A 24,174-nucleotide genomic window follows, 5' to 3' on the forward strand; every position below is an offset into this window, starting at 1 on the left:
GTAAATCACAGCTAGTCGAACTAGAGAGGATGACAGATGAAAATGTTGCTTAAAAAATTGGGTCAGCTGTCCAGTGAATATCTGGATCGCTTCAGTGGCGCAGATGAACCGACCCTGTATTACCATCCAAATGGTGTTTTTTCAGGACTCATTGAACGCTTACCGCAGCTGCAACAAAAATATCGTCCTACGCCGTGGTTAGCCAATGCACACGCACATATTCTATATTTGGATCTTATTAAAAAACATACGATTAAACTTAAATATGATGTACTTGAACAGCTAAAAATGTCGGATGGCGGGATTACCGGTATTGCCTGGTATGGGCTGGATTTGCCAGCAAATACACCGACCATTGTCTTATTACATACCATCACCGGCTCTCCAGAGTCGATGCGTGAACTGGTACAGGATCTGCATAAACATACCGGTTGGCGAGTGGCCTTGTGTTTGCGCCGTGGGCATGCAGACCTGCCCATGCCTGTAGCTAAAATGAACCTGTTCGGCTCGACCCAAGATCTACGTGAACAACTGCTGTATATACAGGATAGATTTCCTCAGTCTGAGCTGTATGGGGTCGGATCTTCTGCGGGTACAGGCTTGCTGGTGCGTTATCTCGGAGAAGAGGGATCACAAACACCGTTAAAAGCGGCTTTTGCCTTATGTCCAGGCTATAACACCGAAACCGGATTTGCCCATGTACATCCGTTTTATAGCAAAGTCATGGCCAAAAAACTAATCAAACGCTTTATTCATCCTTATCAGGAAACCTGGCAAATTTATCCTTCCTGGAAGCAATTGCTGGAGGTAAAAGACTTATCGGAGTTTGAACAGCGTTATTATCAACTGGCCGGTTTTTCAGACTATGAGAGCTATAGTAAGGCCACGAATCCAATTTATGTATTTGAAAACATTAAAGTTCCATTAATGATTTTAAATGCGGAAGATGATCCGGTGTGTCATATCCAGAATCTGGAACCTTATAAAGAAAAAATTCGGGCAATGTCGAATATCATGGTGATTACCACCAAAAAAGGCAGTCATTGCGGATTTTATCAAGGTCTGATGCAAACAGAATCGTGGGCTACGCGATTAATGGCAGACTATTTGATGCACTTGTCTCGTAATTCTGCACCGACATCTGCTTAAAAAAGAGTAATAAAAAAACCCAGCAAAAGCTGGGTTTTTTTGATGAATTCTCTTGATTAATCAAGCGCTGGCATCGCTGCTGCAATGGCATCAGCCACAGCGTCTTCTTCAGATTTGTTTGAATCAGAGTTTGATTTAGGCGTTGCTGCAGGTTTTGAAGGCTCTGGAGCTGGATTGTTTTCTGACGGCGTTCTTGTTGGAGCTGGTGTAGCTTCAACAGGTTCAGGCTTCTTCACTTCACGACGAATTTCAGTCGTCGTGTTAGCTGTCTGTTCACGTTGAATTTCCACAGTTGTCTCTGGAACTTCTTCAATTACCGCTTCTTCTACCGGCTCAAGCGGTTCAAATTGTGCTGGTTCAGGCGTTACAACTTCAGGTGCTGGATTAACCTCAACTTGTTCTTCTTCTTTAGGTGCTTCTTTTTTTACACACGCAGTCAAGCTCAGGCCAGTCAGGATTACGGTACAGAGTAAAAATTTCTTCATCATCATTGCATCAAACAGAAAAGTGTGGAGGGGATTACACTATTATAGCAGCAAATTACAAGATAGAAATCATATGAACTTACAGTAATTTTTTATTGGAATTGCTGTTAGAATAGTCAATTGTTTATTGTTCTTTGAATTGATGCGGATTGACTTTGCTTTCTAGGTACAAGGTAAAGTAAAATTGCGCAACATTGCAGGCCGATTTAGGCTCGATTGTACGAGAAACCCAATGACCCATTTTATTTTCGTTACTGGTGGTGTAGTTTCATCACTAGGTAAAGGTATTTCAGCTGCTTCTGTTGCTGCACTTTTAGAAGCTCGTGGTTTAAAAGTGACCATGGTAAAAATGGATCCATACATTAATGTCGATCCAGGGACGATGAGCCCATTCCAACATGGTGAAGTTTTTGTTACAGAAGACGGTGCTGAAACAGACTTAGATTTGGGTTACTACGAACGTTTCTTGCGTCGTGCGAAAATGACCAAACTGAATAACTTCACATCAGGTCGTGTTTACCAAGATGTTCTGAACAAAGAACGCCGTGGTGACTATCTGGGTGGTACTGTGCAAGTTATTCCACACATTACTGACAATATCAAAGAGCGTGTCCTGCGTGCAGGCGAAGGCTATGATGTTGCGATTGTAGAGATCGGCGGTACAGTAGGTGACATTGAATCTCTCCCATTCATGGAATCTGTACGTCAGCTAATGGTTGAACTTGGTCATAAACGTACCATGTTAATGCACTTAACGTTACTCCCATACATTAAGTCTGCAGCAGAATTAAAAACCAAACCAACACAGCACTCTGTTAAAGAACTTCTGTCAATTGGTATTCAGCCAGACATTCTCATCTGCCGTACCGAGTACGATGTAGATGCAGATACTATCCGTAAAATTGCATTATTTACCAACGTTGAAGCACGTGCCGTTGTGGTATGTAAAGATGCACGTTCGATCTATCAGATTCCACGTACTTTCTACGAACAGAATGTTGATGATTTAATCTGCGAACGTTTTGGTTATAACGACCTTCCTGAAGCGGATTTAACCGATTGGGATAACGTGGTAGAAGCATTATTGAACCCAGAATACACCGTTCGTGTAGCGATGGTCGGTAAATATGTAGAACTTCCAGATGCGTATAAATCTGTGAACGAAGCACTTTTACATGCCGGGGTGAAAAACCGCGTTAAAGTCCAAATTGACTATGTCAATGCAGAAGAACTTGAAAGCCAGGACGTGAACGAAGTATTGAAAGATGCCGATGCGATTCTGGTTCCAGGTGGTTTTGGTGAACGTGGTACTGAAGGCAAAATGCAGGCGATTCAATTCGCACGTGAAAACGGTGTACCTTTCCTTGGTATTTGCTTAGGTATGCAGTTGGCTGTAATCGAATATGCACGTAATGTTGTGGGCATTAGCGATGCAACGTCGACTGAATTTAACCGTTCGACCAAATCTCCATTGATTGGCTTGATCACTGAATGGTTAGATGAGCGCGGTGAAGTTCAGCAACGTTCTGCTGACTCTGATTTGGGTGGCACCATGCGTCTAGGGGCTCAAAAATCTGAACTGGTTGCAGGCACAAAAACAGCTGAAATCTATGGTTCTGAAGAAATCATTGAGCGTCACCGTCACCGTTACGAAATGAACAACCGTTATATCCCATTGCTTGAAGAAAAAGGCATGAAGATTTCTGGTTATTCACCGGTACAGCATCTGGTAGAAACAGTTGAAATTCCTCAACATCCTTGGTTTATTGCGGTACAATTCCACCCGGAATTTACCAGCTCACCACGTGAAGGTCATCCATTATTTGCCGGTTTCATTGATGCTGCGAAAAAGCAGTACCAAAAAACTCAATAATCGGTATGTAGGACACAACTAGGAAGTTTAAATGTCGCAATTAAAACCACAAGAAATTGTACGTTTGGGCGATATACAAATGGCAAATCATTTGCCATTTGTATTATTCGGCGGAATGAATGTACTTGAATCTAAAGACTTGGCTTTTGAGATCGCTGAGACTTATGTCGATATTTGTACACGTTTGGGTATTCCCTATGTGTTCAAGGCCAGCTTTGATAAAGCCAACCGTTCAAGCTTGAACTCGTTCCGTGGCCCAGGCCTCGACAAAGGTCTCGAGTGGTTAGCTGACATTAAAAAACACTTTAATGTGCCAATCATCACTGATGTACACGAGCCGTACCAGGCGGCGCCTGTTGCAGAAGTGGCTGACATTATCCAGCTGCCGGCTTTCTTGAGTCGTCAGACGGATCTGGTGGAAGCCATGGCAAAAACCGATGCCATCATCAACATCAAAAAAGCACAATTCCTTGCACCACACGAAATGCGTCATATTTTGCATAAGTGTCTGGAAGCAGGAAATGACAAACTGATCATTTGTGAGCGTGGTTCAGCATTTGGCTATAACAATCTGGTTGTAGACATGCTGGGCTTCGATATCATGAAAGAAATGAATGTGCCTGTGTTCTTTGATGTGACGCATGCCTTGCAAACTCCAGGTGGCCGTGCCGATTCTGCTGGCGGACGCCGCGCCCAGATTACCACATTGGCGCGTGCAGGTATGGCAACCGGTCTTGCAGGTTTGTTCCTGGAAGCACATCCTGATCCAGAGAAAGCCAAGTGTGATGGCCCATGTGCATTGCGCATGTCTCAACTTGAGCCTTTCTTGGCACAGCTAAAAGAATTGGATACCTTGGTCAAAGGTTTCGAAAAGTTAGATACACACTGAGTTTATCACTCTTGCGCTGCCCTAAAGGCAGCTCATATTAATCAACTGAGGAATAGTTCATGAGCCAAATCGTTGACATTCGTGCACGTGAAATTTTGGACTCTCGTGGTAACCCTACCATCGAAGCAGACGTAATCTTAGCATCTGGCGTAGTTGGCCGTGCATGTGCACCATCTGGTGCTTCAACTGGTTCTCGTGAAGCTTTAGAACTTCGTGATGGCGATAAAGCACGTTACTTAGGTAAAGGTGTTAAAACTGCGGTAAATAATGTAAACACCTTAATCCGTGATGCTTTGCTTGGTAAATCTGTATTCGAACAAAAAGACATCGATAACACGATGATTGCTTTAGACGGTACTGAAAACAAAGAAAAACTGGGTGCAAACGCAACTTTAGCTGTATCTTTGGCTGCTGCACGCGCTGCTGCTGATGAAAAGAAAATTCCTCTTTTTCAATATATTGCAGACCTTCGCAACAACTCGATTTTGACCATGCCTGTACCAATGATGAACATCATCAATGGTGGTTCACATGCAGACAATAACGTTGATATTCAAGAATTCATGATTGAGCCAGTGGGCTTCACTTCATTCTCTGAAGCTTTACGCGCTGGCGCTGAAATCTTCCATTCTTTAAAATCAGTTTTAAACAAAAAAGGTTTAAACACTGCTGTGGGTGATGAAGGTGGTTTCGCACCAAACCTTCGTTCTAACGAAGAAGCAATCACGGTTATTCTTGAAGCAATTGGTCAAACTGGCTACAAAGCAGGTTCTGACATTATGCTGGCGCTGGATTGTGCATCTTCAGAATTCTACAAAAATGGTCAGTACATTCTTGCGGGCGAAGGCAACAAAGCGTTCACCAGCAACCAGTTCTCTGACTATTTGGCTGGCCTTGTAAACCAATACCCAATTATTTCAATTGAAGATGGTTTGGATGAGTCGGATTGGGAAGGCTGGTCTTACCTGACTTCGATTCTTGGCGACAAGATCCAGTTGGTAGGTGATGACCTGTTCGTAACGAATCCTAAAATCCTGCAACGTGGTATCAACGAAAAAGTAGGTAACTCGATCCTGATCAAATATAACCAGATCGGTACCTTGACTGAAACTTTAGATGCGATCTATCTTGCCAAAGAAAATGGTTACTCTACTGTGATTTCACACCGTTCAGGTGAAACTGAAGATTCAACCATTGCGGATCTTGCAGTAGGTACAGCAGCAGGTCAAATCAAAACCGGTTCACTTTGCCGTTCTGACCGTGTAGCGAAATATAATCAGTTACTTCGTATTGAAGAATTGACTAATGCTGCATATCGCGGTAAAGCTGAGTTTAAAGGTTTGAACTAAGCGACTTATGTCAATGTTAAATGTATTCGACTCGACTGCGAGTAAAGTACTGTTGGGCCTTGCGATCATTTTGATCGCAGGGTTTCAATATTTATACTGGTTTGGTGAAGGTGGTTATCATGATCATCAGCAGCTGACCCAGAAAATCCAGCAGCAAATGGAATTGAATGATGAGCTGAAAGAACGTAATCGCGTTCTGGCGGCAGAAGTCTACGATTTAAAGAATGGTATTGAAGCCATCGAAGAACATGCGCGTTTAGATCTTGGCCTGATTAAGCCACGTGAAACTTTTATTCAAATGAGCACGATCAGTACTCAATATAAACCCATCTATCTTAATCCAAATTCTAAAGTAGATCTGCGAACCAATGAGTCACCTGAGCCAACAAATACCCCGTAAATTATGGGTCATTCTTCCTGCTGCAGGTTCCGGTAGCCGTTTTTCTAAAACAGAACTCAAGCAATATCAGACGCTTCAACAACGAACTGTTCTTGAACATACCGTTGCACGTCTGAATCAATTGCCTTTGACTGGTTATGTATTGGCGATTGGTACACAGGACAATGTCGCAAAAACTCTGCCATTTTCCGATCTGGAAAAAGCACATTTTTGTTTGGGCGGCGCAGAGCGAGTGAATTCGGTGCTGAATGCATTAAATTATTTATCTGCAATGGCCTCTGAAGATGACTGGATCATGGTGCATGATGCGGCACGCCCTTGTGTCAGTCTGGATTGTCTTCAACAGTTGGTCAATACGGCAATTGCACAGGATCGGGCTGCGATTCTGGCGATTCCGGTACGAGATACACTTAAGCGTGTAGTCACCGGTTCTGATATTGAGGAAACGGTGGATCGCTCCATGCTCTGGCAGGCACAAACGCCGCAAATGGCCAAGCTGGGCACATTAAAACGGGCGATTGAACAGGCTTTGCAGGATGGTGCTAACATTACCGATGAAGCCAGCGCACTGGAACATATCGGTGAGCAGGTGAGTGTGGTGCAAGGGCGTTCCGATAATATTAAAATTACCTATCCGGATGATCTGGAACTGGCCAAGCTGATTTTACAAGCTCAGGCTTAAAAATATATTCGATAAAATTTAAATAAAAGCAGAATAAATCTGGCTATAGCGATCTATTCCCTATAGCTTTCACTTATAATTTTGCCATCATTCTTTTTCACCTTTTGGCCAATGATACCTTCACAGCAGTATCGGTTTTTACGTCATTCTTTGCGTGATGGACGTAGTATTAACCCGCAAGATTCCTCCCGGTGGACCAAGTTGCACCTTGATCCCTGGTTGTTGTGCTTTCTGGTTCTCAATGCAATCCTGGGGTTGATGGTGGTGTATAGCGCGACCTCTGAAGATTCCGGGATGGTTGTTCGTCAGGCGATCAGTTTCGGGATTGGTTTTGTGCTGCTATTTATCTGTGCGCAGATTCCACCGAAAGTCTATCAGGCGATCAGTCCCTACCTGTATGCCTTTGGCATATTCATGCTGCTCTTGGTGTTTGTGATTGGTGAAAAACGCCTGGGTGCAACACGTTGGATTACTTTGCCTGGTATTGGGAGTATGCAACCGAGTGAGGTGATGAAATTTGCCATGCCTTTGATGATGGCCTGGTATTTTGCACGTAAGCCATTTCCTCCCAAATTTGTACATATTGTCGGTGCATTAATTTTACTGGCTATACCATTTGTTTTGGTTGCACTCCAACCTGATTTGAATATTGGTTTGGTGGTTCCGGGTGTTTTTGTCTTGTTTTTAAGCGGGATGTCGTGGCGTCTGATTGTTGGTGCGGCAGCAGCACTGGCTGTGGCAGCACCAGTTTTATGGATATTCGTACTACAAGAGTATCAAAAGAAACGTATTACCACGATGTTTGATCCGGAGTCGGATGCATTGGGTGCAGGCTGGAATATCATTCAGTCCAAAATCGCCATTGGTTCAGGTGGTTCCACAGGCAAAGGTTATACTGAAGGGACACAATCGCATTTGGGTTATCTGCCCGAGCATCATACCGACTTTATTATGTCGACCTATGCCGAAGAATTCGGTTTTATTGGTGTTTTTCTGCTGTTCAGTTTATTTACTGCCATTATTATTCGTTGTTTGATGATTGGCTTAAACAGTTTTCATAATTTTGGACGTTTATATGCCGGAGCTATTGGACTGACCTTTTTCTTCTTTGTATTTTTAAACTCGGGCATGGTGAGTGGTATCTTGCCGGTGACTGGAGACCCATTGCCGCTCATGAGTTATGGCGGAACGGCGGTGATTTCTATGCTCGCAGGTATGGGAATTGTGATGTCGATTCATACCCATCGATAAATTATTCTAAAAGTCGGATGTGTTCCGGTTTTACAAATATTGTTAAGACATGCGGGTAAAGAAAAGTATCTTCATTACATTCATGCTCAATGTGGAAATTGCTTCCAAATGCAGAGTGATATAAGCGTACAACAAAAAGCAGAAATGGATAAACGATATAAAGAAGCCCTCAATCGAGGGCTTCTTTCGTCTTAAAACTTAACTGAAAAACCAGGTGTAATAGCCCCAGATCATCAAAGGCCAAGCCAAAAATGGACTAAATAGCCATTTCCAGAACCAGTGGCGAGGTACGAAACCGACACCATGTACAAAGCCTCCAGAAATACCAATCATGATATACATCATGGCACTATGGCTATATTCACCGTTGGCATCCAGCATTGCAGAGGGATGAACCAATAACACTGCGGCGAGAGGAAAAGCCAGCAGGCAGGAAATCATCATCGCAAATTTGTTTGGTTTCTTGTCTACAACGGTTTTCTCAAGCGCAGCTTCGGTCATATTTTATTCCTCGTCCAGGTCTTGGTGTTGTTCCATATAAATTGCAGCAATCACACTGGCAAAACACGCCATCAGTACACCCAGAATCCAGGCAAAATACCACATAATTTTGTCTCCTTAGTGCACAGCCTTAATACAGGCTGTGTGAATTGTCTTCAATATGTTTGTTGGTAATCACGGCCCACATCTTGTAATAACACCAAGTGGTATAGATCAGGATCAATGGAACAAAGATACCTGCCGCAACGGTCATCACGGTTAAGGTATTTTTACTGGATACCGCATCCCACATGGTCAGACTGACAGTCGGATTTAAGCTGGATGGCATCAGGAACGGGAACAGGGCAAAACCGGCAGTCAAGATTGCCCCGACGACTGCCAGAGAAGAACCCAGGAAGCTCAAGCCAGCCTTGTTTTTACCTGCAGCCAGTACAATGATGAATCCCCCTAGAATGCCGGCAATTGGAGCTGCCATTGTAATTGGATAAATCGAATAGTTGTTCATCCAGCCCGGATTGGCATTGGTCAGTACTTCTTTTGCTAATGGGTTGGCAACACCATTGGTGTCAAAAGGCATCACCAGGCTATAACCCTGGATGTTTCCAAAATACAACCATGCACCCGCAGCAAGGAAAGTCGCCAAGTAGACCAGACCCATGATTTGTGTCGCTTTGGCAGAGCGCTGACGTAAGTCACCATCGGTACGCAGCATCAGCCATGCACCACCATGTGCGCATAACATCGATAAACTGACCAGACCACACACAATCGCAAATGGATTCAGCAGGGCAAAGAAACTTCCTGTGTAGGTAGAACGTACGGTTTCATCCAGGGTAAAAGGCACACCGAGGAACATATTACCAAACGCTACACCAAAGACTAATGCCGGAACTGCACCACCAATCGCCAAGCCCCAGTCCCAGGAAGTACGCCATTTGGTATTTTCCAGTTTAGAGCGGTAATCGAAGCCGACCGGACGTAAGAATAAGGCAAACAGTACCAGTAATAATGCCCAGTACATGCCAGAGAAGGCTGTTGCATAAACCATTGGCCAGGCAGCAAATAAAGCCCCCCCGGCAGTAATGAACCAGACCTGGTTACCATCCCAATGCGGGGCAATGGTATTGATTGCAGCACGGCGCTCGTTATCATTTTTGCCCACAAATGGCATGATCGCCATAGAGCCCATATCGAAGCCATCGGTGAGGGCGAAGCCAATCAGCAATACGCCGACCAGTACCCACCAAATTATTTTGAGTAATTCATATTCGATCATGCTTGAGTCTCCCCATTTGCCTTTTCTGCTGCAAGCTTTTCAAAGTGGTATTTACCGGTATGCAGGGAACTTGGACCAAGGCGTGAGAATTTGATCATCAGATACATCTCGATAATCAATAACACCGTGTAGAAGGCTGCCAATGCCAGGATTGAACCCCATACATCGCCAGTACTTAAGCTGGAGGCTGAAAGATGAGTTGGTAAGACTTCACCAATCGTCCAAGGCTGACGACCGACTTCTGCTACATACCAGCCAGTTTGTGCAGCCACCCAAGGTAAAGGCAGTGCAAATAAGGCAAATTTTAATAACCAAGGTTTGTTTTCAGCATTGCGTTTCGCAACCGCAAAGGTAGCCAGAACAAAGAGAAGCAGCATCAAGAAGCCAGAACCGACCATGGCACGGAAGGCCCAGAACAGACTTGGTACGTGTGGAATAGTGTCTTTAGCCGCTGCTTTGATTTGCTCATCAGAGGCATCAACAACATTTGGTGTGTATTTTTTCAGCAGCAAGCCATAACCGAGGTCTTTTTGTGATTCATCAAAAGCCGCTTTAAGCTCAGGTGATTTATCTCCTGCACGGAGCAGCTCTAACTGTTCATACGCCACCATACCGTTACGGATCCGCTGTTCGTGCTGAGCAATCAGATCTTTAATTCCAGTCACTTGTTCAGTGGTGGAGCGGGTTGCAATCAGACCCATCACATAAGGAATCTTGATCGCATAGTCAGTGGTTTGGGTTTCTGCATTTGGAATCCCAAATAAGGTGAATGCTGCTGGTGCAGGATGCGTATCCCATTCTGCTTCAATCGCCGCCAGTTTGGTTTTTTGGACATCGCCCAGCTCATAACCTGACTCATCACCCAGTAAAATCACTGAAAGTGTAGACGCAAGCCCGAAGATGGCTGCAATGGCAAAAGAACGGCGTGCAAACGGCAAGTCACGTTTTTTCAGCATGTAATAACTTGAAATGGCCAGTACAAAAATAGCACCTGTGACATAACCGGCAGATACGGTATGCACAAATTTAACCTGAGCGACCGGGTTAAAAATCAGTGCAGCAAAGTCCACCATTTCCATACGCATGGTTTCGTAGTTGAATACAGAACCAACCGGGTTTTGCATCCAGCCATTGGCGATCAGAATCCACAGCGCAGACATGTTCGAACCTAAAGCGACTAGCCAGGTCACTGCCAGATGTTGCACTTTGGACAGGCGATCCCAGCCAAAGAAGAACAAGCCAATAAAGGTCGATTCAAGGAAGAAGGCCATCAAACCTTCAATCGCCAGCGGTGCACCGAAAATATCACCGACATAATGCGAGTAATAAGCCCAGTTGGTTCCGAACTGGAACTCCATGGTCAGGCCTGTGGTTACCCCTAAGGCAAAGTTAATACCAAACAGTTTTCCCCAGAACTTGGTCATGTCTTTATAGATTTCTTTGCCGGAAATCACATAGGTGGTTTCCATAATGGCAAGCAGAAAAGCCAGGCCTAAAGTCAGTGGAACAAAAATAAAGTGATACATCGCGGTCATGGCGAACTGGAACCGCGAGAGATCGACCACGCTTTCAGAAATCATCAACGTGTCTCCTGGATTTGGGAAGGATTGCCGGCGATACGCTCGGCGACTTGGTTGTCAAAATTTTTAGGAATCGTAGGTGCATCAAACCAGATGTTTTTAATGATCATCAGTAAAATAACTTTGATAATTAAAATGGCAGTTATTTCTCTAACTACTCTCTGGTTTAGATTTTTGGGAACTAAGCTCATTCGACTAAGCCTGTCTGTGACTTGTTGTATATTATTAATCTATTGTAACTAAAAAATAAATAGACGATACAGTTTAAATAAGCATATATTTATAAGATATTGAAAATAAATGAAATATAATTAAATTAAACAAAAAATATTCTAAATATTTTTTATTATTTTTTGTAAATTTTCAGATTTTAAATCCGACTAAAACAGTTATATTTATCTATTTAAATGTAAATTATTTTTATTCTGATTTGTGTGGTTTTATATTTTTTAATCTGATAGAAATGCTTGGTTTTAAAATAAAGAATAAAATTAATCAAACTATTTTGGTTGGTTTTATAAGGGTTGAATATCAGTGTCACAATCTTTCTCATCATTTTATATTGATAAAAAACACGCCAAAAAAAGAACATGCTGGAAACATGTTCTTTTTAAGCTTGGTGAGGGTGGCTAGACTTAGAAGTCGTAACGCATGCCTAGAGATAGACCAGTTGCATCTTCACCACGTTCACCAGCTACATTATTTGATCGCGCCTGACCCCATGGTGTTACATTTGAGTTTTCATCATTTAGTACGGTTGCCAGGTTTGCGTATACACGTACTGTTTTGTCTAAACGATGTTCTACACCCAGTGCCAATAATGTTGCATTCGCATCATCTGCATCTACATCACGATGGAACACTTGACCACGTAGATAGGTTTTTGGTGCAAATTTATAATCAGCTGCTACACCAAAAACATGTGTATCTTGTTTTGAAATCAATTTATCTAAATCGCTACCTTCGGCTGCCGCCAAGTCTGCTGCAGTACCTTGTTCATTAAATGTAGTGTATTGGTATAAAGCACCTAAATTAAATTCTGGTGTAATTTTGTAGGCTGCTGCGATACGGAAGCCATCACGTTCATTTTTTGAAGCTTCTTCTTCATAGTGTTCGTAAGCTGTAGCAAAATCAATAGCACCTTCTTTATAAGTTAAAGCAAGATCATATGCTTTATCTTTGTCTTTTGCGCCATCTTTAGATGCATCTGGGCTATTTGCTTCATGAAGTGACATTGCACCTAATACATTGAAACCACCGCCAAATTTTGGAGATTTATATTCAATGGTGTTGGCATTACGTTCATCAAAGCGCTGTTCACTCACACGTGTGACGTTACGAAGGTCGCCAACTTGGTCACCAAAGAAATTCACTGGACCACGCGCGACTTTAAACGGGCTGTCAAAGCGACCTACACGTGCTTGACCAAAGTCACCTTTTAAACCGACAAAGGTATCGCGAGTTGCGAAGTCAACACCACTATTATTAGCAGATCCACTAGCAAAGTTAATTTCTTGTTCAATTTGACCAAAAACAGTCATGCCATTTTCTAATTGTTGTTCAGCTTTAAAGCCTAGGCGTGAAGAGTTTGAAGAAAGACCAACTTCGTTATAATCTGCACCATCATCCAGATAATCTAAAGAAACGTGTGCACGACCATAAATTTTAACGTCAGCAGCAGCTGCCATGACTGGTGTTAAAATTGTTGCCCCAATTGCTAATGCAGATAACGTTTTTTTCATGTGTTGCTCCAATAAAGACTTTTTATTCATCGTCTTAAAACAAGTTTCAGTCATGTGTTGAAACATGTACCGCTCTATTGGTGCCAAGTATCGATTACAAATAAGACAGTAAGATTAAGGAAATATTTCAAATCTGTTAAATGTTGTATTTTGTAAGTTTTGTAATATTACACATTCAATTTTTTGTATTTAAAGATAATTTGGTTGCTATTATCTTAATGATTCGCATTTATTTCTAAAGTTTTATGCTTTAAGTAGAATAAAAAAATGGAGCCGAAGCTCCATTTTTTTATTCAGTTAAACTTAAAGTGCAGCTTTGATTTTTTCAGCCAGCGCTTTAATTTTTTCCTGATCACCCATCTGGGCAGCATGTTTACCCAAGTTGTGCAGAGAAGTCGGCACTAGATGAAAATGAATATGTGGTACAGTCTGGCCAGCAGCAGCACCTGATAATTGCATCAGGACAATGCCGTCAACGCCCAAACCTTTTTCAATTGCTTTCGCAACCTTCTGTACAATTTGAATCGTATAGGCCGCAGCTTCAGGATCTAGATCCAGTAAAGTGATGGCTGGTGCTTTCGGAACGACCAGAGTATGACCATCTGCTTGCGGCATGATGTCCATAAATGCAAGAACCTGGTCATCTTCATACACTTTAATCGCAGGAAGTTCACCGCGTAGAATTCGTGCAAAAATATTCTGATCATCATAAGTCATAAGTACATTCCTTGAGCGTTATTGAATTGAATTATTTACAGTTCAATTCTTTCTGACGATCTTTGATCACGTCAAGACGCTGTTGCTCTTTTTCCGAGAATTTTGGCTTGGTTGTATAGCAATTGTCATTGCCGAACTTCGCTTTTGCTTCTGGATCTTTAAAACAGAATCCTTTAGACGCATAAATCACGTCATGATCATTTTTCAATTTTTTGCATTCCTGTTCAGATGCAAGAACCGATGTTGAAGCCCCGAACAAAGTTGCTAAGCCAATTAATGCTGCAACAGAAAATTTCTTCATGCGAGTTTCCTCTGGGTTATCCACTATATGTGCCTGCCTACTAGTCACAATATGAGGTTTTGTTATCATTATTCAATGGCGAGATATTACTCGATGGTAATATTACTCCATGATTCATACATTTTCACGGCACTGGAAAAATCACTGTTTTTATCCGATAGATCACTGGCCGCCTGAATTAGATTCTGGGTTAATGATAGCACAGGCGCAGACAGTTTAGCCTCACGCGCCAGATCGATTGCGATGCCGGTATCTTTGGCCAAGAGTGGCAGGGCAAAGGTTACAGGAAAACTGCGATTTAAAATACGCTGTGGTAATACGGTTTCGGTCACCATGCTTTTACCACTTGAAGCATTAATACAATCCAGTGCTTCATTCAGGTTGACTCCATGTGCTTTCAGCGTAGTAAAGCCTTCTGCGACCGCACACAGGTTTACAGCCATTAACATATTATTCACGGCTTTCACTGCAAAACCTGCGCCAGATTCACCGACATGCTTAATCAGTGTGCCAAAAGCCTGCATCGCAGGAAGGGCTTTTTCAAAACCTTGGACATCGCCGCCTACCATCACTGTCAAGGTGCCATTTTCAGCACCAATGGTTTGACCGCTGACCGGTGCATCCAGAAAGATCGCACCACGTTCAGCCAGTTGTGCTGCCAGTGTTTGCGCGGAATCCGGTACACCACTGGTACAGTCGACCCAGACTGAGCCGGATTTAAGCGACAAATTTTCCAGAAGTTGTGCTACATCGGCACTGGTCGGCAAACATGAAAAGATAATATCTGCCTGAACGGCCTGTTCTAGCGTAACGGCTTGGGTGCCATATTCAGCAGCATGTTGCTCTGCTTTGTCAAAATTGCGGTTCCAGACATAGACGGTATCAAACCGCTTGGGTAAATGTGCCGCCATACGATAACCCATGGCACCTAAACCGATAAATGCTACTGACTGAATCATGCTGTATCCTCTGAATATGTAAATAAATTTTAATGTTTTTTGGCGATGCTGACGCAGATGCGCTAAGCATCAAGACGTGTAGAGCGCTGCGCCAGCCAGGTCGTCATTTTGGGCCAGAACGTATTGGCTGTTTTCTGGTTGGACATCAGGCCCAGATGACCACCCGGAATCAGAGTAAACGTCTTATCCTGGCTACTTGTCAATTCTATCAAAGGCTTAGCTGACTGTTCTGTGACAATCTGATCGGTTTGGCCGGCACCGACCAACAGCGAGCAGCTGATATTCTTAAGGTCAACAGTACGACCATTTAAGGTGATTGAACCTTGTTTTAAAGGATTTTGCAGCCACAGATGTAAGACCATGTCCTGATTAATCCCGCCCGGATAATCAATCATCTTATTCAGAAAATTTCCCATGGTGGCATGTTCATAGACATTTTCGACATGATCCAGATTCAGCAAAAACTGCTTCTGGCTTTTTAGCCAGCCGATCGGATCCAGTAATTTAAAGCCCAAGGCATTCACAATGCCGGGCGTATGAATATATTGCTTTGGAATATGACCCTGATGAATGGCCTGTTGCAGATTTTTATTTTTAGAAATCAGTTTATTGGTGGTCGAAAACAGTTTGCCGACCCGTCCTGATGCATAACTGTCGATGGGGCTGCCAACGACCATCAAATTTTTGACATGTTCAGGCGAATGCAAGGCGGTATAAAGCGTGACAAATACCCCAGCCATACTCCAGCCGTGTAGGGAAATGAACTGACTGTTCGAATGCTTGCAGATGGTTTCAATAGATTGAGGAATGGCTGCATCAATAAAAGACAAAAAGTTTAAATGACGATGTCTAAAGTTAAAACGTTTCCATTCCACCAGATAGACATCAAAACCGCTATGCTGAAAATGTTTGACCAGCGAACGATAGGGATACAGATCATAGATATCCATATTGATGGCGAGAGGGGCGACAAATACCAATGGCTCCTTGTATTTCTTCTCGGGTGAGGCGTAATAGCGAATCTTGCAAAACTCGGTGCTGGCAATATATTCAAAAGGCGTTTTTTGCGACAGAATCAGAGAGGAGGCATTAAACATCCGGGCACTGAAATGTTTCAATTTTTTTTGCTGGCGCTGAAAGTTTTGTTTTAACTGAATCATGTAAATAAAATATCCGTATCCGGGGAAGGATTGATCGAAGTCTAAGCAATAATTGCTTATTATGCCTTGACCTGAAATAGCATAGGCGCTCAAAATGTTGGCAATTTTTTACAAAAGGCAGCCTTAGGGCTGAGGTAGAGCGATGAGCCAGCAAGACGATATTTCATATCAATTAGAAACTTTAGCCATCCGTACAGGTCATACCCGTAGCTTTGAGGGTGAGCATGCTGAACCCATTTTTCTAACATCGTCATTTGTTTATGAAAATGCCGCCGAAGCTGCTGCGAAATTTTCAGGTCAGGAACCGGGCAATATCTATTCTCGCTTTACCAACCCAACCGTTGCCATGTTTGAAAAACGTCTGGCGGCACTCGAAGGTGCAGAGCGCGCCGTTGCTACCAGTTCAGGTATGGCTGCCATTATGGCAGTGACCATGGCTTTTTTGAAAGCAGGTGATCACGTCATCTGCTCACGTGCAGTCTTTGGTTCGACTGTTTCGCTATTTGAAAAATATGTCGCAAAATTTGGGGTTAGTGTCGATTTTGTAGATTTGACCGATCTTGATGCATGGAAAAATGCCATCCAGCCTGAAACCAGATTACTGTTTGTTGAATCTCCATCAAACCCGCTTGCAGAAGTGGCTGACATTCAGGCACTGGCTGATATTGCCCATGCCAATGATGCTTTACTGGCAATTGACAATAGTTTCTGTACACCAGTGTTACAACAACCCCTCAAATTTGGTGCAGACCTGGTGGTGTATTCTGCGACTAAATATCTGGATGGTCAGGGCCGTGCCTTAGGTGGAGCCGTGGTTGGAAACCATAAACTGCTGGAAGAAATCTTTGGTTATGTGCGTACCACAGGTCCTTCAATGAGTCCGTTTAATGCATGGGTATTCCTGAAAGGCTTGGAAACGTTACGTTTACGTATGCGTGAGCATTCAGCAAGTGCGCAGCAACTGGCTGAATTTCTGGATCAGCATCCAAAGGTAGAGAAGGTTTATTATGCCGGTCTGCCTGCGCATATCGGTCATGTGCTGGCAGTGAAACAGCAGACGGGTTTTGGTGGCATTGTGTCTTTTGAGGTGAAAGGCGGTCGTGAAGCCGCTTGGACGGTGATTGACAATACCCGGTTTATCTCGATCACCGGTAACTTGGGGGATGCGAAATCAACCATTACCCATCCGGCAACCACCACACACGGTAAATTATCGCCTGAAGCCAAAGAAGCAGCAGGTATTCGCGAAGGTTTAATTCGTGTTTCTGTTGGTTTAGAAGAGATTGGTGATATTATTCGTGATATTACTCGTGGTTTAGATCTTATCTAATTTTATAAATTTATGTTCGGAGATATTTATGAACATTAATATGTTGATGCAGCAAGCTCAGCGCATGCAAAAAGAAGTTGAAAACAATGTAAAAAAAGCCAAAGAAGAGCTGGCACAAACTGAAGTGCATGCCGAAGCGGGCGGTGGTTTGGTCAAAGTCACCATGACTTGCCGCAATGTGGTGAAGCGTATCGAAATCAACCCTGAATTACTTCAGGATGATCCAGACATGATTGAAGACCTGATTGCAGCTGCAATGAATGATGCAGCACGTCAGGCAGAATTGGTCTCTGATGAAAGAATGAAAGCAGCAAACTCGGGTATGGGTTTACCACCGGGTCTGGCAGGTATGTTCTAAGGAAGAATGCGCAATGTTTAGTGATCGTTTTGATCAACTGGTTCAAGCATTACGCATTTTGCCAAGCGTTGGGCCGAAATCGGCTCAACGTATGGCATTGCATATGATCATGAAAAATCGTGAAGGTGCAATTGGTCTGGCGCATGCGTTGACTGAGGCGACCAACTACATTCATGAATGCTCAGTCTGTCATTCATTGACTGAAGATGAAGTGTGCAATATCTGTACGTCGCTAGATCGTGATGATGAATTGCTCTGTGTGGTGGAATCACCTGCAGATGTTATGGCGATTGAGCAAAGTGGCAGCTTTAGAGGGAAATACCATGTACTGGGCGGGCATTTGTCACCGCTCGATGGGATTGGTCCTGAAGAAATTGGCATTCCGTATTTGTTGCACCGTTTGGCCAATGGTCAGGTGAAGGAAGTCATTCTCGCTACTAATGCGACGGTAGAAGGTCAGGCCACGGCACATTATCTGGTGGAAGCCAGCAAGCATTTGCCGATCCAGATGACTCGAATTGCCCAAGGTGTACCACAGGGTGGTGAACTGGAATATGTCGATAGTCATACCTTGAGTCAGGCCGTACATAACCGGATGCGCATGAAGTAAGATAGACTTAAAAATCTTGTTAGTTTTAATATAAAAAAGATATTATTTAAAATCCAGAGCCTAATAAATAAGGGGTATTTTTGCTAGATAGAGCAGAATTAGCGTTATTTTTTATACAAAAATTCTATAGATCAGTTAATATGGATCTATCGAGAATCTAATTTTAGACTCAGTCTTTATGTTTCAATTTATTCAACATCAAAACGATTTATACCCTGTGCTGAACCTGATGGATCAGAGTTCTGTTTACGGGCTGGATACCGAATTTATCAAGGTCGATACTTTGTGGCCGAAACTGGGTGTGTTTCAGATCAATGTAGACAACAAGGTCTATTTGCTGGATGGAACCACCCTGGATCTGACTGAGTTCTTCAATAAAGTTTTTAACGCCCAGCAGAATATTTTTCATGCTTGTAGCGAAGATATTGATCTGCTTTATCACTATACCCAAAAGAAATCACTGACCAATGTGTTTGATACCCAGGTCGGTATGTCTTTTCTGGGGCATGGTCTGCAAGTCAGCTATCAGAATGCGCTCAAACAGATGCTGGAAGTCGATATCGAAAAAGACCAGACCCGTTCTAACTGGCTGGCACGTCCTTTAAGTTCAGAACAATTACTTTATGCGGCCAATGATGTGCATTATCTGGTCAAGCTGTCTGACAAAATCAAACAAGAGCTGGATACGAAATACCTACTGGATTTTGCCTTGCAAGACTGTCGTTTCTTGACTCAGGAAATTGGTGAAGATACACCAACGGCCTTGTTATATCAGGATGTGGGGAATTATCGCCATTCACGCCGTCAGCTGATGCAATTACAGCAATTGATGGTCTGGCGCGATCAGATTGCCAAAGCACTGAATCAGCCACGTAGTTTTATCTTAAAGAATGTCAGTATGATTGATCTGGTCGAGAAGTTCCCGCGCAATAACTTCCAGTTGAGTCAAGTCAAAGATATCCGTTCAAATGTGGTTCGTGAACATGGTAAAACTATTTTAGATTTATTGAAATTCTTGCCGGAACCGGAAAGCTGGCCGTTACGTCTGGCGCGTCCAATCCGTCATTCCTCCAAAGATATCGGCGAAAAGATCGATAACATCATTCAAAATGTAGTCGATGAAACTTCAATTCCAAAAGAAGTGCTGATGCGTAAAAAATGGCTGAATGCCTTGTATCAGCATGTGGTCTTTCAGAAGGATGAGCAGGATCTGCCGGATTATCTGCTGGGCTGGCGCTATGAACTGTTAACCCAGCCACTGATTCAGGTGCTGCATCAAGATGAATCTTATTTATCGACCCAGATGAAAGTCAGCGAGTGATCGCTTGCAGGATTGGTTAAAGATAGAGCAATTATACAAAATCACGACTGATGCATGAGACGTGGCTAATGTTTCTGTCTTTTTTTTGATGTATCCTTGCGGATGTTTTTCCAGAAAAGTCGTTTGAAACATGCAAGTGTCTATCTACAAATCCAGCAAAAAAAGTGAAATGTATCTGTATGTGGCGCGTCCTGCGGATGAAAGCGAAGCTGAAACATTCGAGCCACTCAGCGTATTGTCTGAGCCCGTACAAGCCGCATTTGGACGTGCGACTTTTGTCATGCATCTTGAACTGAGCGAATCGCGTAAACTGGCACGTGCCAATGTATTGCATGTGATGGATTCTATTGCTACACGTGGTTTCTTTTTGCAAATGCCGCCAGAAGGCTTGATTGATCCGAATGCAGTCGCTCCAGAAGGATTGCGTGGCGCTTAATGTTAATTCAGGAGTTGTGAAATGAATGGTTATGTTGCTGTCTTAGACTCAATTCCTGAACAGAGCATTGCTGTTGCGGTTTATCTGCTGGGCAGCCTGATTGCTTTATGGTGCTGGTATGGCGTAACCAAGCGACTGCCTAAGCCGCTAGGTGGTTTTTTGTGGATTTTAGGCTTTGCCATTCTATTGACACCGACGGTATCCGAGGGGCCGAATGCCTCTATCGCACCTGCAATCTTTGGCTTGCTGTTTGGTGTGTTGACCAAAGAGCAAGCTCTGATTTGGATTAATGCGTCACTTATTTTATTTGTCATTGGGATTGGATCTGTGATTGGCTATTGCTGGTCGACCTATGTGTCGAACAAGGGCAATCTTCGTGTTCACAAGAAAAGTTCACCGTTGTAAGTAAAAAAATAAGGTTAAATCATGTCTGCTGATCATCAACAATTTTCAGGTACAGCTCAGTACATTGCGACTGACAGTTTAAAGTTGGCGGTTAAAGCTGCCCGTAGTTTACAAAAGCCGTTATTGGTCAAAGGTGAGCCTGGTACAGGGAAAACTTTATTGGCTGAGCAGGTAGCAGAAAGCCTGGGCCTAAAACTGATCACCTGGCATATCAAGTCCACCACCAAAGCACAGCAAGGCCTGTATGAATACGATGCGGTGTCGCGCCTGCGTGATAGTCAGCTTGGTGATGACCGTGTCTATGACATCAAGAACTACATCAAGCCGGGTAAACTGTGGGAAGCATTTACCAGCGAAGAACGTTGTGTCTTGCTGATTGATGAAATTGATAAGGCAGATATCGAGTTTCCGAATGACTTGCTACATGAACTCGATAAAATGTCGTTCTATGTGTACGAGACCGGGGAAACCATTACCGCAACCCAGCGTCCAATCGTCATCATTACCTCAAATAATGAAAAAGAATTGCCCGATGCATTCCTGCGCCGTTGTTTCTTCCACTATATCGAATTTCCGGATGAAGCGACCATGCGCGAAATCATCGATGTACATTTCGAGAATATCTCTGCCACATTGGTCAATGAAGCCTTGCAGGTTTTCTTTAAATTGCGCCAGATTCCGGGCTTAAAGAAACCCCCATCAACGTCTGAGCTGATTGACTGGCTCAGCCTGCTTATGGCTGACGACATGCCGGAAGATATTTTGCGCAATACCGATAAATCCAAAGCGATTCCACCCTTGTACGGCGCCTTGATCAAAAATGAGCAAGATGTACAGTTGCTTGAACGTCTAGCCTTTATGTCACGTCGTTAAGGGAGAAACACGCATGTTTGTGCGACTGTTTTATACCTTACGCAAATATGGCGTACCGGTCTCAACCCGTGAGCTGATCGATTTGAATCAGGCGGTTGCGGCTGGACTGGTCTTTGCCGATCAGGATGAGTTCTATCAGCTGGCCAAAACTGTAATGGTTAAGGATGAGCGCTATTTCGACAAATTCGATCGCGCCATGAAAGACTATTTTGATGGTATTCAGAGCTTTGATATTGATGAACTGCTGAATCAGGTGCATAAGCTGCCCAAAGACTGGTTCGATCTTGAACTGCTTGAAAAGCATTTGACTCCTGAACAGCGCGAAGAGCTGAAAAAAGCCGGATCATTAGAAGAACTGATGAAAATGCTGGAAGAGCGCTTGCGCGAACAGCATAAAAAACATCAGGGTGGCAACAAGATGATTGGTACCGGCGGCACTTCGCCTTTCGGTGCTTATGGCGATCATCCGGAAGGGGTGCGTATTGGTGGACCGGGACGGAAACGCTCTGCGGTAAAAGTCTGGGAGCAGCGTCAATATCGCAACCTCGATGATGAGCAGATTCTGGGAAGTCGCCAGATGCAAATGGCACTGCGCCGTTTGCGTAAATTCGCGCGTCAAGGAGCAGCCGAAGAGCTGGATATCGATGGCACGATTCGTGAAACCGCCAAGCAGGGTATTTTAGACGTACAGCTGGTGCCTGAACGCCGTAACCGCATTAAAGTCTTGATGCTGTTTGATGTCGGCGGTTCGATGGACTCGCATATTGCCCAGTGTGAAAAGCTGTTTAGCGCAGCCAAAACCGAATTTAAAACCCTGGATTATTTTTATTTCCATAACTGCCTGTATGACTATGTCTGGAAAGACAATATCCGTCGTTCCAGTTCACGCATGAATACCTGGGATTTACTCAATACCTATGGTCGCGATTATCGGGTAATTGTGGTCGGTGATGCCAGTATGGCGCCTTATGAAATCACCTCGGTCGGCGGCTCGGTTGAATATATGAATGATGAAGCAGGACAGGTCTGGCTACAGCGTCTGCGACAGCATTTTGATAAAACCGCATGGCTGAATCCCGAAGAAGAAAACTATTGGCATTACACGCATAGCATTGGTTTAATTAAGCAAATCTTTGAAGATCATATGTTTCCAATGACTTTGAAAGGCATTGAAGATATGACCAAATATCTCGCGCGTTAATTTTATTTTTCTGTTAGTGGCTTTATCTATAATTATGAGTGGGTTAACCACATTATTTTAGGATAAAGTCATTTGTTGTACATTCCAAAGTTCAGGAATTATTATGGCTCATCAAATTAATGGTATTGCTTTACCCAATGAGGACGGCTTTTTTGGTCAATATGGCGGTCAGTTTATTCCGCCCGATCTAAAACAGGCGATGGACGATATCAATGTCGCTTATCAGGAAATCCGCCATACTCCAGAATTCCAGAACGAGCTTAAAGACCTGTTTGCCAACTATGTGGGTCGTCCAAGTCCTTTATTTCATGCCAAGCGTCTGTCAGATCAGTTAGGCGGTGCACAGATTTATCTGAAACGTGAAGATTTAAATCATACAGGTGCACACAAGATCAATCATTGTCTGGGTGAGGCTTTGCTGGCCAAATACATGGGCAAGACCAAAGTCATTGCAGAAACTGGTGCGGGTCAGCACGGCGTCGCATTGGCAACTGCCTGTGCCTTGGTTGGGATTCCATGTGAAATTCACATGGGTCAGGTGGATATTGAAAAAGAGCATCCAAACGTCGTAAAAATGAAGATTCTGGGTGCGCGCCTGATCTCTGTGACGCGTGGTACAGCAACCCTGAAAGATGCAGTTGATAGTGCATTTGAAGAATACTTGAAAGACCCGAAAAATTATATCTATGCCATTGGTTCGGTGGTGGGGCCGCATCCATTTCCAATGATGGTACGTGATTTCCAGTCCATTATCGGTGATGAAATCAAAGTGCAAAGTAATGACCGTTTTGGTGCAAACCCGGACTATGTGGTGGCCTGTGTTGGCGGTGGTTCCAATGCAGTGGGTGCATTTACCGCGTTTTTAAATGAACCGGAAGTAAAGCTGGTGGGCGTAGAGCCGGGAGGTCATGGCCTGGACACCGATATGCATTCGGCGACCTTAACACTGGGTAAACCAAGTCAATTGCATGGTATGGCCTGCTATGTGCTGGAAGATGAGCAGGGTGAACCTTTACCGGTACATTCGATTGCTTCTGGCCTGGATTATCCTGGTGTGGGGCCGCAACATAGTCTGCTTAAGGATTTGGGCCGGGTCGAGTACACCACCGCCACCGATCAGGAATGTCTGGATGCTTTCATGACCTTGTCGCGTGTAGAAGGTATTGTGCCGGCTTTAGAGAGTTCGCATGCAGTGGCCTGGGCAATTCGTGAAGCAGGCAAATTGCCAAAAGAAGTCAAGATCGTGGTCAATCTTTCTGGTCGTGGTGATAAAGACTCGGATTATGTGGCAGAAAAATTAGGTCTAAACTGATTTTATCCAAAACA

27 protein-coding genes are annotated in these 24,174 nt (G+C 43.6%); 16 read left to right on the plus strand and 11 right to left on the minus strand.

Translation table 11 applies throughout. The features are described from left to right. The first annotated feature begins 36 nt into the window (after positions 1-36). Positions 37-1,149 (plus strand): YheT family hydrolase, encoded by a 1,113-nt coding sequence (locus FTU82_RS10090; protein ID WP_005097097.1) that lies wholly within the window; start codon positions 37-39, stop codon positions 1,147-1,149. A 56-nt stretch (positions 1,150-1,205) separates the two neighbouring features. Here FTU82_RS10090 and FTU82_RS10095 read toward each other — a convergent pair whose 3' ends face one another. After that, a complete protein-coding gene (locus FTU82_RS10095) occupies positions 1,206-1,640 on the minus strand; it encodes a hypothetical protein (RefSeq protein WP_005097096.1) in 435 nt (144 codons plus the stop codon). 226 nt (positions 1,641-1,866) lie between these two features. On the opposite strand from FTU82_RS10095, the gene FTU82_RS10100 reads away from it, so the two are divergent. The 6 genes from FTU82_RS10100 (at position 1,867) to rodA (ending at position 8,078) form a co-directional block, all read left to right on the plus strand. Next, a complete protein-coding gene (locus tag FTU82_RS10100) occupies positions 1,867-3,507 on the plus strand; it encodes a CTP synthase (protein ID WP_005097095.1) in 1,641 nt (546 codons plus the stop codon). A gap of 31 nt (positions 3,508-3,538) precedes the next feature. Then, the gene (gene kdsA / locus FTU82_RS10105) at positions 3,539-4,396 is read left to right on the plus strand and encodes a 3-deoxy-8-phosphooctulonate synthase (RefSeq protein ID WP_005106657.1); all 858 of its coding nucleotides are present in this window, start codon (positions 3,539-3,541) and stop codon (positions 4,394-4,396) included. A 59-nt stretch (positions 4,397-4,455) separates the two neighbouring features. After that, the gene (eno, locus tag FTU82_RS10110) at positions 4,456-5,745 is read left to right on the plus strand and encodes a phosphopyruvate hydratase (protein ID WP_005097093.1); all 1,290 of its coding nucleotides are present in this window, start codon (positions 4,456-4,458) and stop codon (positions 5,743-5,745) included. A 7-nt stretch (positions 5,746-5,752) separates the two neighbouring features. Further along, positions 5,753-6,145 (plus strand): septum formation initiator family protein, encoded by a 393-nt coding sequence (locus FTU82_RS10115; protein ID WP_005097092.1) that lies wholly within the window; start codon positions 5,753-5,755, stop codon positions 6,143-6,145. After that, positions 6,114-6,827, plus strand: a complete 714-nt coding sequence (gene ispD / locus FTU82_RS10120; protein WP_005097091.1) for a 2-C-methyl-D-erythritol 4-phosphate cytidylyltransferase — start codon at positions 6,114-6,116, stop codon at positions 6,825-6,827. Before FTU82_RS10115 ends, ispD begins: the two co-directional genes overlap by 32 nt. Before the next feature lie 111 nt (positions 6,828-6,938). Continuing rightward, positions 6,939-8,078, plus strand: coding sequence for a rod shape-determining protein RodA (gene rodA, locus FTU82_RS10125; RefSeq protein ID WP_180086131.1), 1,140 nt, complete (start codon positions 6,939-6,941; stop codon positions 8,076-8,078). Between the two features lie 198 nt (positions 8,079-8,276). Here the strand turns inward: rodA and FTU82_RS10130 are convergent, their stop codons facing one another. The 10 genes from FTU82_RS10130 to FTU82_RS10175 all read right to left on the minus strand — a co-directional run bounded on the left by FTU82_RS10130 (position 8,277) and on the right by FTU82_RS10175 (position 16,314). Continuing rightward, positions 8,277-8,579, minus strand: a complete 303-nt coding sequence (locus tag FTU82_RS10130; protein ID WP_005170606.1) for a cyd operon YbgE family protein — start codon at positions 8,577-8,579, stop codon at positions 8,277-8,279. Positions 8,580-8,582: 3 nt separating this feature from the next. Continuing rightward, the gene (gene cydX / locus FTU82_RS10135) at positions 8,583-8,684 is read right to left on the minus strand and encodes a cytochrome bd-I oxidase subunit CydX (protein WP_004278713.1); all 102 of its coding nucleotides are present in this window, start codon (positions 8,682-8,684) and stop codon (positions 8,583-8,585) included. 25 nt (positions 8,685-8,709) lie between these two features. After that, on the minus strand, positions 8,710-9,855 hold the full coding sequence (gene cydB, locus FTU82_RS10140) for a cytochrome d ubiquinol oxidase subunit II (RefSeq protein WP_180086134.1): 1,146 nt from the start codon (positions 9,853-9,855) through the stop codon (positions 8,710-8,712). Continuing rightward, entirely contained in the window at positions 9,852-11,435 is a 1,584-nt protein-coding gene (locus FTU82_RS10145; protein WP_074383198.1) for a cytochrome ubiquinol oxidase subunit I, read from the minus strand. Before FTU82_RS10145 ends, cydB begins: the two co-directional genes overlap by 4 nt. Continuing rightward, positions 11,435-11,626 carry a cytochrome oxidase putative small subunit CydP gene (gene cydP, locus FTU82_RS10150; protein ID WP_004645265.1) on the minus strand — a complete coding sequence of 64 codons (192 nt, stop codon included), beginning with the start codon at positions 11,624-11,626 and terminating at the stop codon, positions 11,435-11,437. The genes FTU82_RS10145 and cydP overlap by 1 nt, the downstream gene beginning before the upstream one ends. 444 nt (positions 11,627-12,070) lie before the next feature. After that, positions 12,071-13,177 (minus strand): porin, encoded by a 1,107-nt coding sequence (locus FTU82_RS10155; RefSeq protein ID WP_180086136.1) that lies wholly within the window; start codon positions 13,175-13,177, stop codon positions 12,071-12,073. Positions 13,178-13,480: 303 nt separating this feature from the next. Beyond that, positions 13,481-13,894, minus strand: coding sequence for an HIT family protein (locus FTU82_RS10160; RefSeq protein WP_005170623.1), 414 nt, complete (start codon positions 13,892-13,894; stop codon positions 13,481-13,483). 31 nt (positions 13,895-13,925) lie between these two features. Beyond that, a complete protein-coding gene (locus FTU82_RS10165) occupies positions 13,926-14,195 on the minus strand; it encodes a YARHG domain-containing protein (protein WP_005170626.1) in 270 nt (89 codons plus the stop codon). Positions 14,196-14,281: 86 nt separating this feature from the next. Continuing rightward, positions 14,282-15,154 (minus strand): NAD(P)-dependent oxidoreductase, encoded by an 873-nt coding sequence (locus FTU82_RS10170; protein WP_180086138.1) that lies wholly within the window; start codon positions 15,152-15,154, stop codon positions 14,282-14,284. 62 nt (positions 15,155-15,216) lie between these two features. After that, positions 15,217-16,314: an alpha/beta fold hydrolase gene (locus FTU82_RS10175; RefSeq protein ID WP_180086140.1), complete on the minus strand. Its 1,098-nt coding sequence runs from the start codon at positions 16,312-16,314 to the stop codon at positions 15,217-15,219. A 142-nt stretch (positions 16,315-16,456) separates the two neighbouring features. On the opposite strand from FTU82_RS10175, the gene FTU82_RS10180 reads away from it, so the two are divergent. From FTU82_RS10180 to trpB, 9 genes are all read left to right on the plus strand, one after another. Continuing rightward, the gene (locus FTU82_RS10180) at positions 16,457-17,644 is read left to right on the plus strand and encodes an O-succinylhomoserine sulfhydrylase (protein ID WP_180086142.1); all 1,188 of its coding nucleotides are present in this window, start codon (positions 16,457-16,459) and stop codon (positions 17,642-17,644) included. A gap of 28 nt (positions 17,645-17,672) precedes the next feature. After that, a complete protein-coding gene (locus FTU82_RS10185) occupies positions 17,673-18,002 on the plus strand; it encodes a YbaB/EbfC family nucleoid-associated protein (protein ID WP_004731251.1) in 330 nt (109 codons plus the stop codon). A gap of 13 nt (positions 18,003-18,015) precedes the next feature. Next, positions 18,016-18,612: a recombination mediator RecR gene (recR, locus tag FTU82_RS10190; protein ID WP_004278698.1), complete on the plus strand. Its 597-nt coding sequence runs from the start codon at positions 18,016-18,018 to the stop codon at positions 18,610-18,612. A 178-nt stretch (positions 18,613-18,790) separates the two neighbouring features. Continuing rightward, positions 18,791-19,933 (plus strand): HRDC domain-containing protein, encoded by a 1,143-nt coding sequence (locus FTU82_RS10195; protein ID WP_074383191.1) that lies wholly within the window; start codon positions 18,791-18,793, stop codon positions 19,931-19,933. 130 nt (positions 19,934-20,063) lie between these two features. Further along, complete coding sequence (locus tag FTU82_RS10200) at positions 20,064-20,369, plus strand: YcgL domain-containing protein (RefSeq protein ID WP_005097076.1); 306 nt, start codon at positions 20,064-20,066, stop codon at positions 20,367-20,369. A 21-nt stretch (positions 20,370-20,390) separates the two neighbouring features. After that, positions 20,391-20,774: a hypothetical protein gene (locus FTU82_RS10205; protein WP_074383190.1), complete on the plus strand. Its 384-nt coding sequence runs from the start codon at positions 20,391-20,393 to the stop codon at positions 20,772-20,774. 21 nt (positions 20,775-20,795) lie between these two features. Continuing rightward, positions 20,796-21,647 (plus strand): MoxR family ATPase, encoded by an 852-nt coding sequence (locus FTU82_RS10210; RefSeq protein ID WP_005097074.1) that lies wholly within the window; start codon positions 20,796-20,798, stop codon positions 21,645-21,647. 13 nt (positions 21,648-21,660) lie between these two features. Beyond that, a complete protein-coding gene (locus FTU82_RS10215; RefSeq protein ID WP_180001732.1) occupies positions 21,661-22,848 on the plus strand; it encodes a VWA domain-containing protein in 1,188 nt (395 codons plus the stop codon). Between the two features lie 103 nt (positions 22,849-22,951). Next, positions 22,952-24,160 carry a tryptophan synthase subunit beta gene (gene trpB / locus FTU82_RS10220; protein WP_005170649.1) on the plus strand — a complete coding sequence of 403 codons (1,209 nt, stop codon included), beginning with the start codon at positions 22,952-22,954 and terminating at the stop codon, positions 24,158-24,160. Positions 24,161-24,174: the final 14 nt, after the last annotated feature.

Source organism: Acinetobacter sp. YH12151, from assembly GCF_013418355.1.
Classification (GTDB): Bacteria; Pseudomonadota; Gammaproteobacteria; order Pseudomonadales; family Moraxellaceae; genus Acinetobacter; species Acinetobacter pseudolwoffii.

Bases quoted from the DNA above. Each gene is read 5' to 3' on its own strand.
- trpB (WP_005170649.1), top strand. From the start codon at position 22,952: ATGGCTCATCAAATTAATGGTATTGCTTTACCCAATGAGGACGGCTTT.
- FTU82_RS10160 (WP_005170623.1), bottom strand. From the start codon at position 13,894: ATGACTTATGATGATCAGAATATTTTTGCACGAATTCTACGCGGTGAA.
- FTU82_RS10170 (WP_180086138.1), bottom strand. From the start codon at position 15,154: ATGATTCAGTCAGTAGCATTTATCGGTTTAGGTGCCATGGGTTATCGT.
- FTU82_RS10185 (WP_004731251.1), top strand. From the start codon at position 17,673: ATGAACATTAATATGTTGATGCAGCAAGCTCAGCGCATGCAAAAAGAA.
- cydB (WP_180086134.1), bottom strand. From the start codon at position 9,855: ATGATCGAATATGAATTACTCAAAATAATTTGGTGGGTACTGGTCGGC.
- FTU82_RS10145 (WP_074383198.1), bottom strand. From the start codon at position 11,435: ATGATTTCTGAAAGCGTGGTCGATCTCTCGCGGTTCCAGTTCGCCATG.
- eno (WP_005097093.1), top strand. From the start codon at position 4,456: ATGAGCCAAATCGTTGACATTCGTGCACGTGAAATTTTGGACTCTCGT.
- FTU82_RS10090 (WP_005097097.1), top strand. From the start codon at position 37: ATGAAAATGTTGCTTAAAAAATTGGGTCAGCTGTCCAGTGAATATCTG.
- FTU82_RS10165 (WP_005170626.1), bottom strand. From the start codon at position 14,195: ATGAAGAAATTTTCTGTTGCAGCATTAATTGGCTTAGCAACTTTGTTC.
- FTU82_RS10130 (WP_005170606.1), bottom strand. From the start codon at position 8,579: ATGACCGAAGCTGCGCTTGAGAAAACCGTTGTAGACAAGAAACCAAAC.
- FTU82_RS10100 (WP_005097095.1), top strand. From the start codon at position 1,867: ATGACCCATTTTATTTTCGTTACTGGTGGTGTAGTTTCATCACTAGGT.
- FTU82_RS10210 (WP_005097074.1), top strand. From the start codon at position 20,796: ATGTCTGCTGATCATCAACAATTTTCAGGTACAGCTCAGTACATTGCG.
- cydX (WP_004278713.1), bottom strand. From the start codon at position 8,684: ATGTGGTATTTTGCCTGGATTCTGGGTGTACTGATGGCGTGTTTTGCC.
- kdsA (WP_005106657.1), top strand. From the start codon at position 3,539: ATGTCGCAATTAAAACCACAAGAAATTGTACGTTTGGGCGATATACAA.
- FTU82_RS10095 (WP_005097096.1), bottom strand. From the start codon at position 1,640: ATGATGATGAAGAAATTTTTACTCTGTACCGTAATCCTGACTGGCCTG.
- rodA (WP_180086131.1), top strand. From the start codon at position 6,939: ATGATACCTTCACAGCAGTATCGGTTTTTACGTCATTCTTTGCGTGAT.
- FTU82_RS10215 (WP_180001732.1), top strand. From the start codon at position 21,661: ATGTTTGTGCGACTGTTTTATACCTTACGCAAATATGGCGTACCGGTC.
- recR (WP_004278698.1), top strand. From the start codon at position 18,016: ATGTTTAGTGATCGTTTTGATCAACTGGTTCAAGCATTACGCATTTTG.
- FTU82_RS10200 (WP_005097076.1), top strand. From the start codon at position 20,064: ATGCAAGTGTCTATCTACAAATCCAGCAAAAAAAGTGAAATGTATCTG.
- FTU82_RS10195 (WP_074383191.1), top strand. From the start codon at position 18,791: ATGTTTCAATTTATTCAACATCAAAACGATTTATACCCTGTGCTGAAC.
- FTU82_RS10115 (WP_005097092.1), top strand. From the start codon at position 5,753: ATGTCAATGTTAAATGTATTCGACTCGACTGCGAGTAAAGTACTGTTG.
- cydP (WP_004645265.1), bottom strand. From the start codon at position 11,626: ATGAGCTTAGTTCCCAAAAATCTAAACCAGAGAGTAGTTAGAGAAATA.
- FTU82_RS10205 (WP_074383190.1), top strand. From the start codon at position 20,391: ATGAATGGTTATGTTGCTGTCTTAGACTCAATTCCTGAACAGAGCATT.
- ispD (WP_005097091.1), top strand. From the start codon at position 6,114: ATGAGTCACCTGAGCCAACAAATACCCCGTAAATTATGGGTCATTCTT.
- FTU82_RS10180 (WP_180086142.1), top strand. From the start codon at position 16,457: ATGAGCCAGCAAGACGATATTTCATATCAATTAGAAACTTTAGCCATC.
- FTU82_RS10175 (WP_180086140.1), bottom strand. From the start codon at position 16,314: ATGATTCAGTTAAAACAAAACTTTCAGCGCCAGCAAAAAAAATTGAAA.
- FTU82_RS10155 (WP_180086136.1), bottom strand. From the start codon at position 13,177: ATGAAAAAAACGTTATCTGCATTAGCAATTGGGGCAACAATTTTAACA.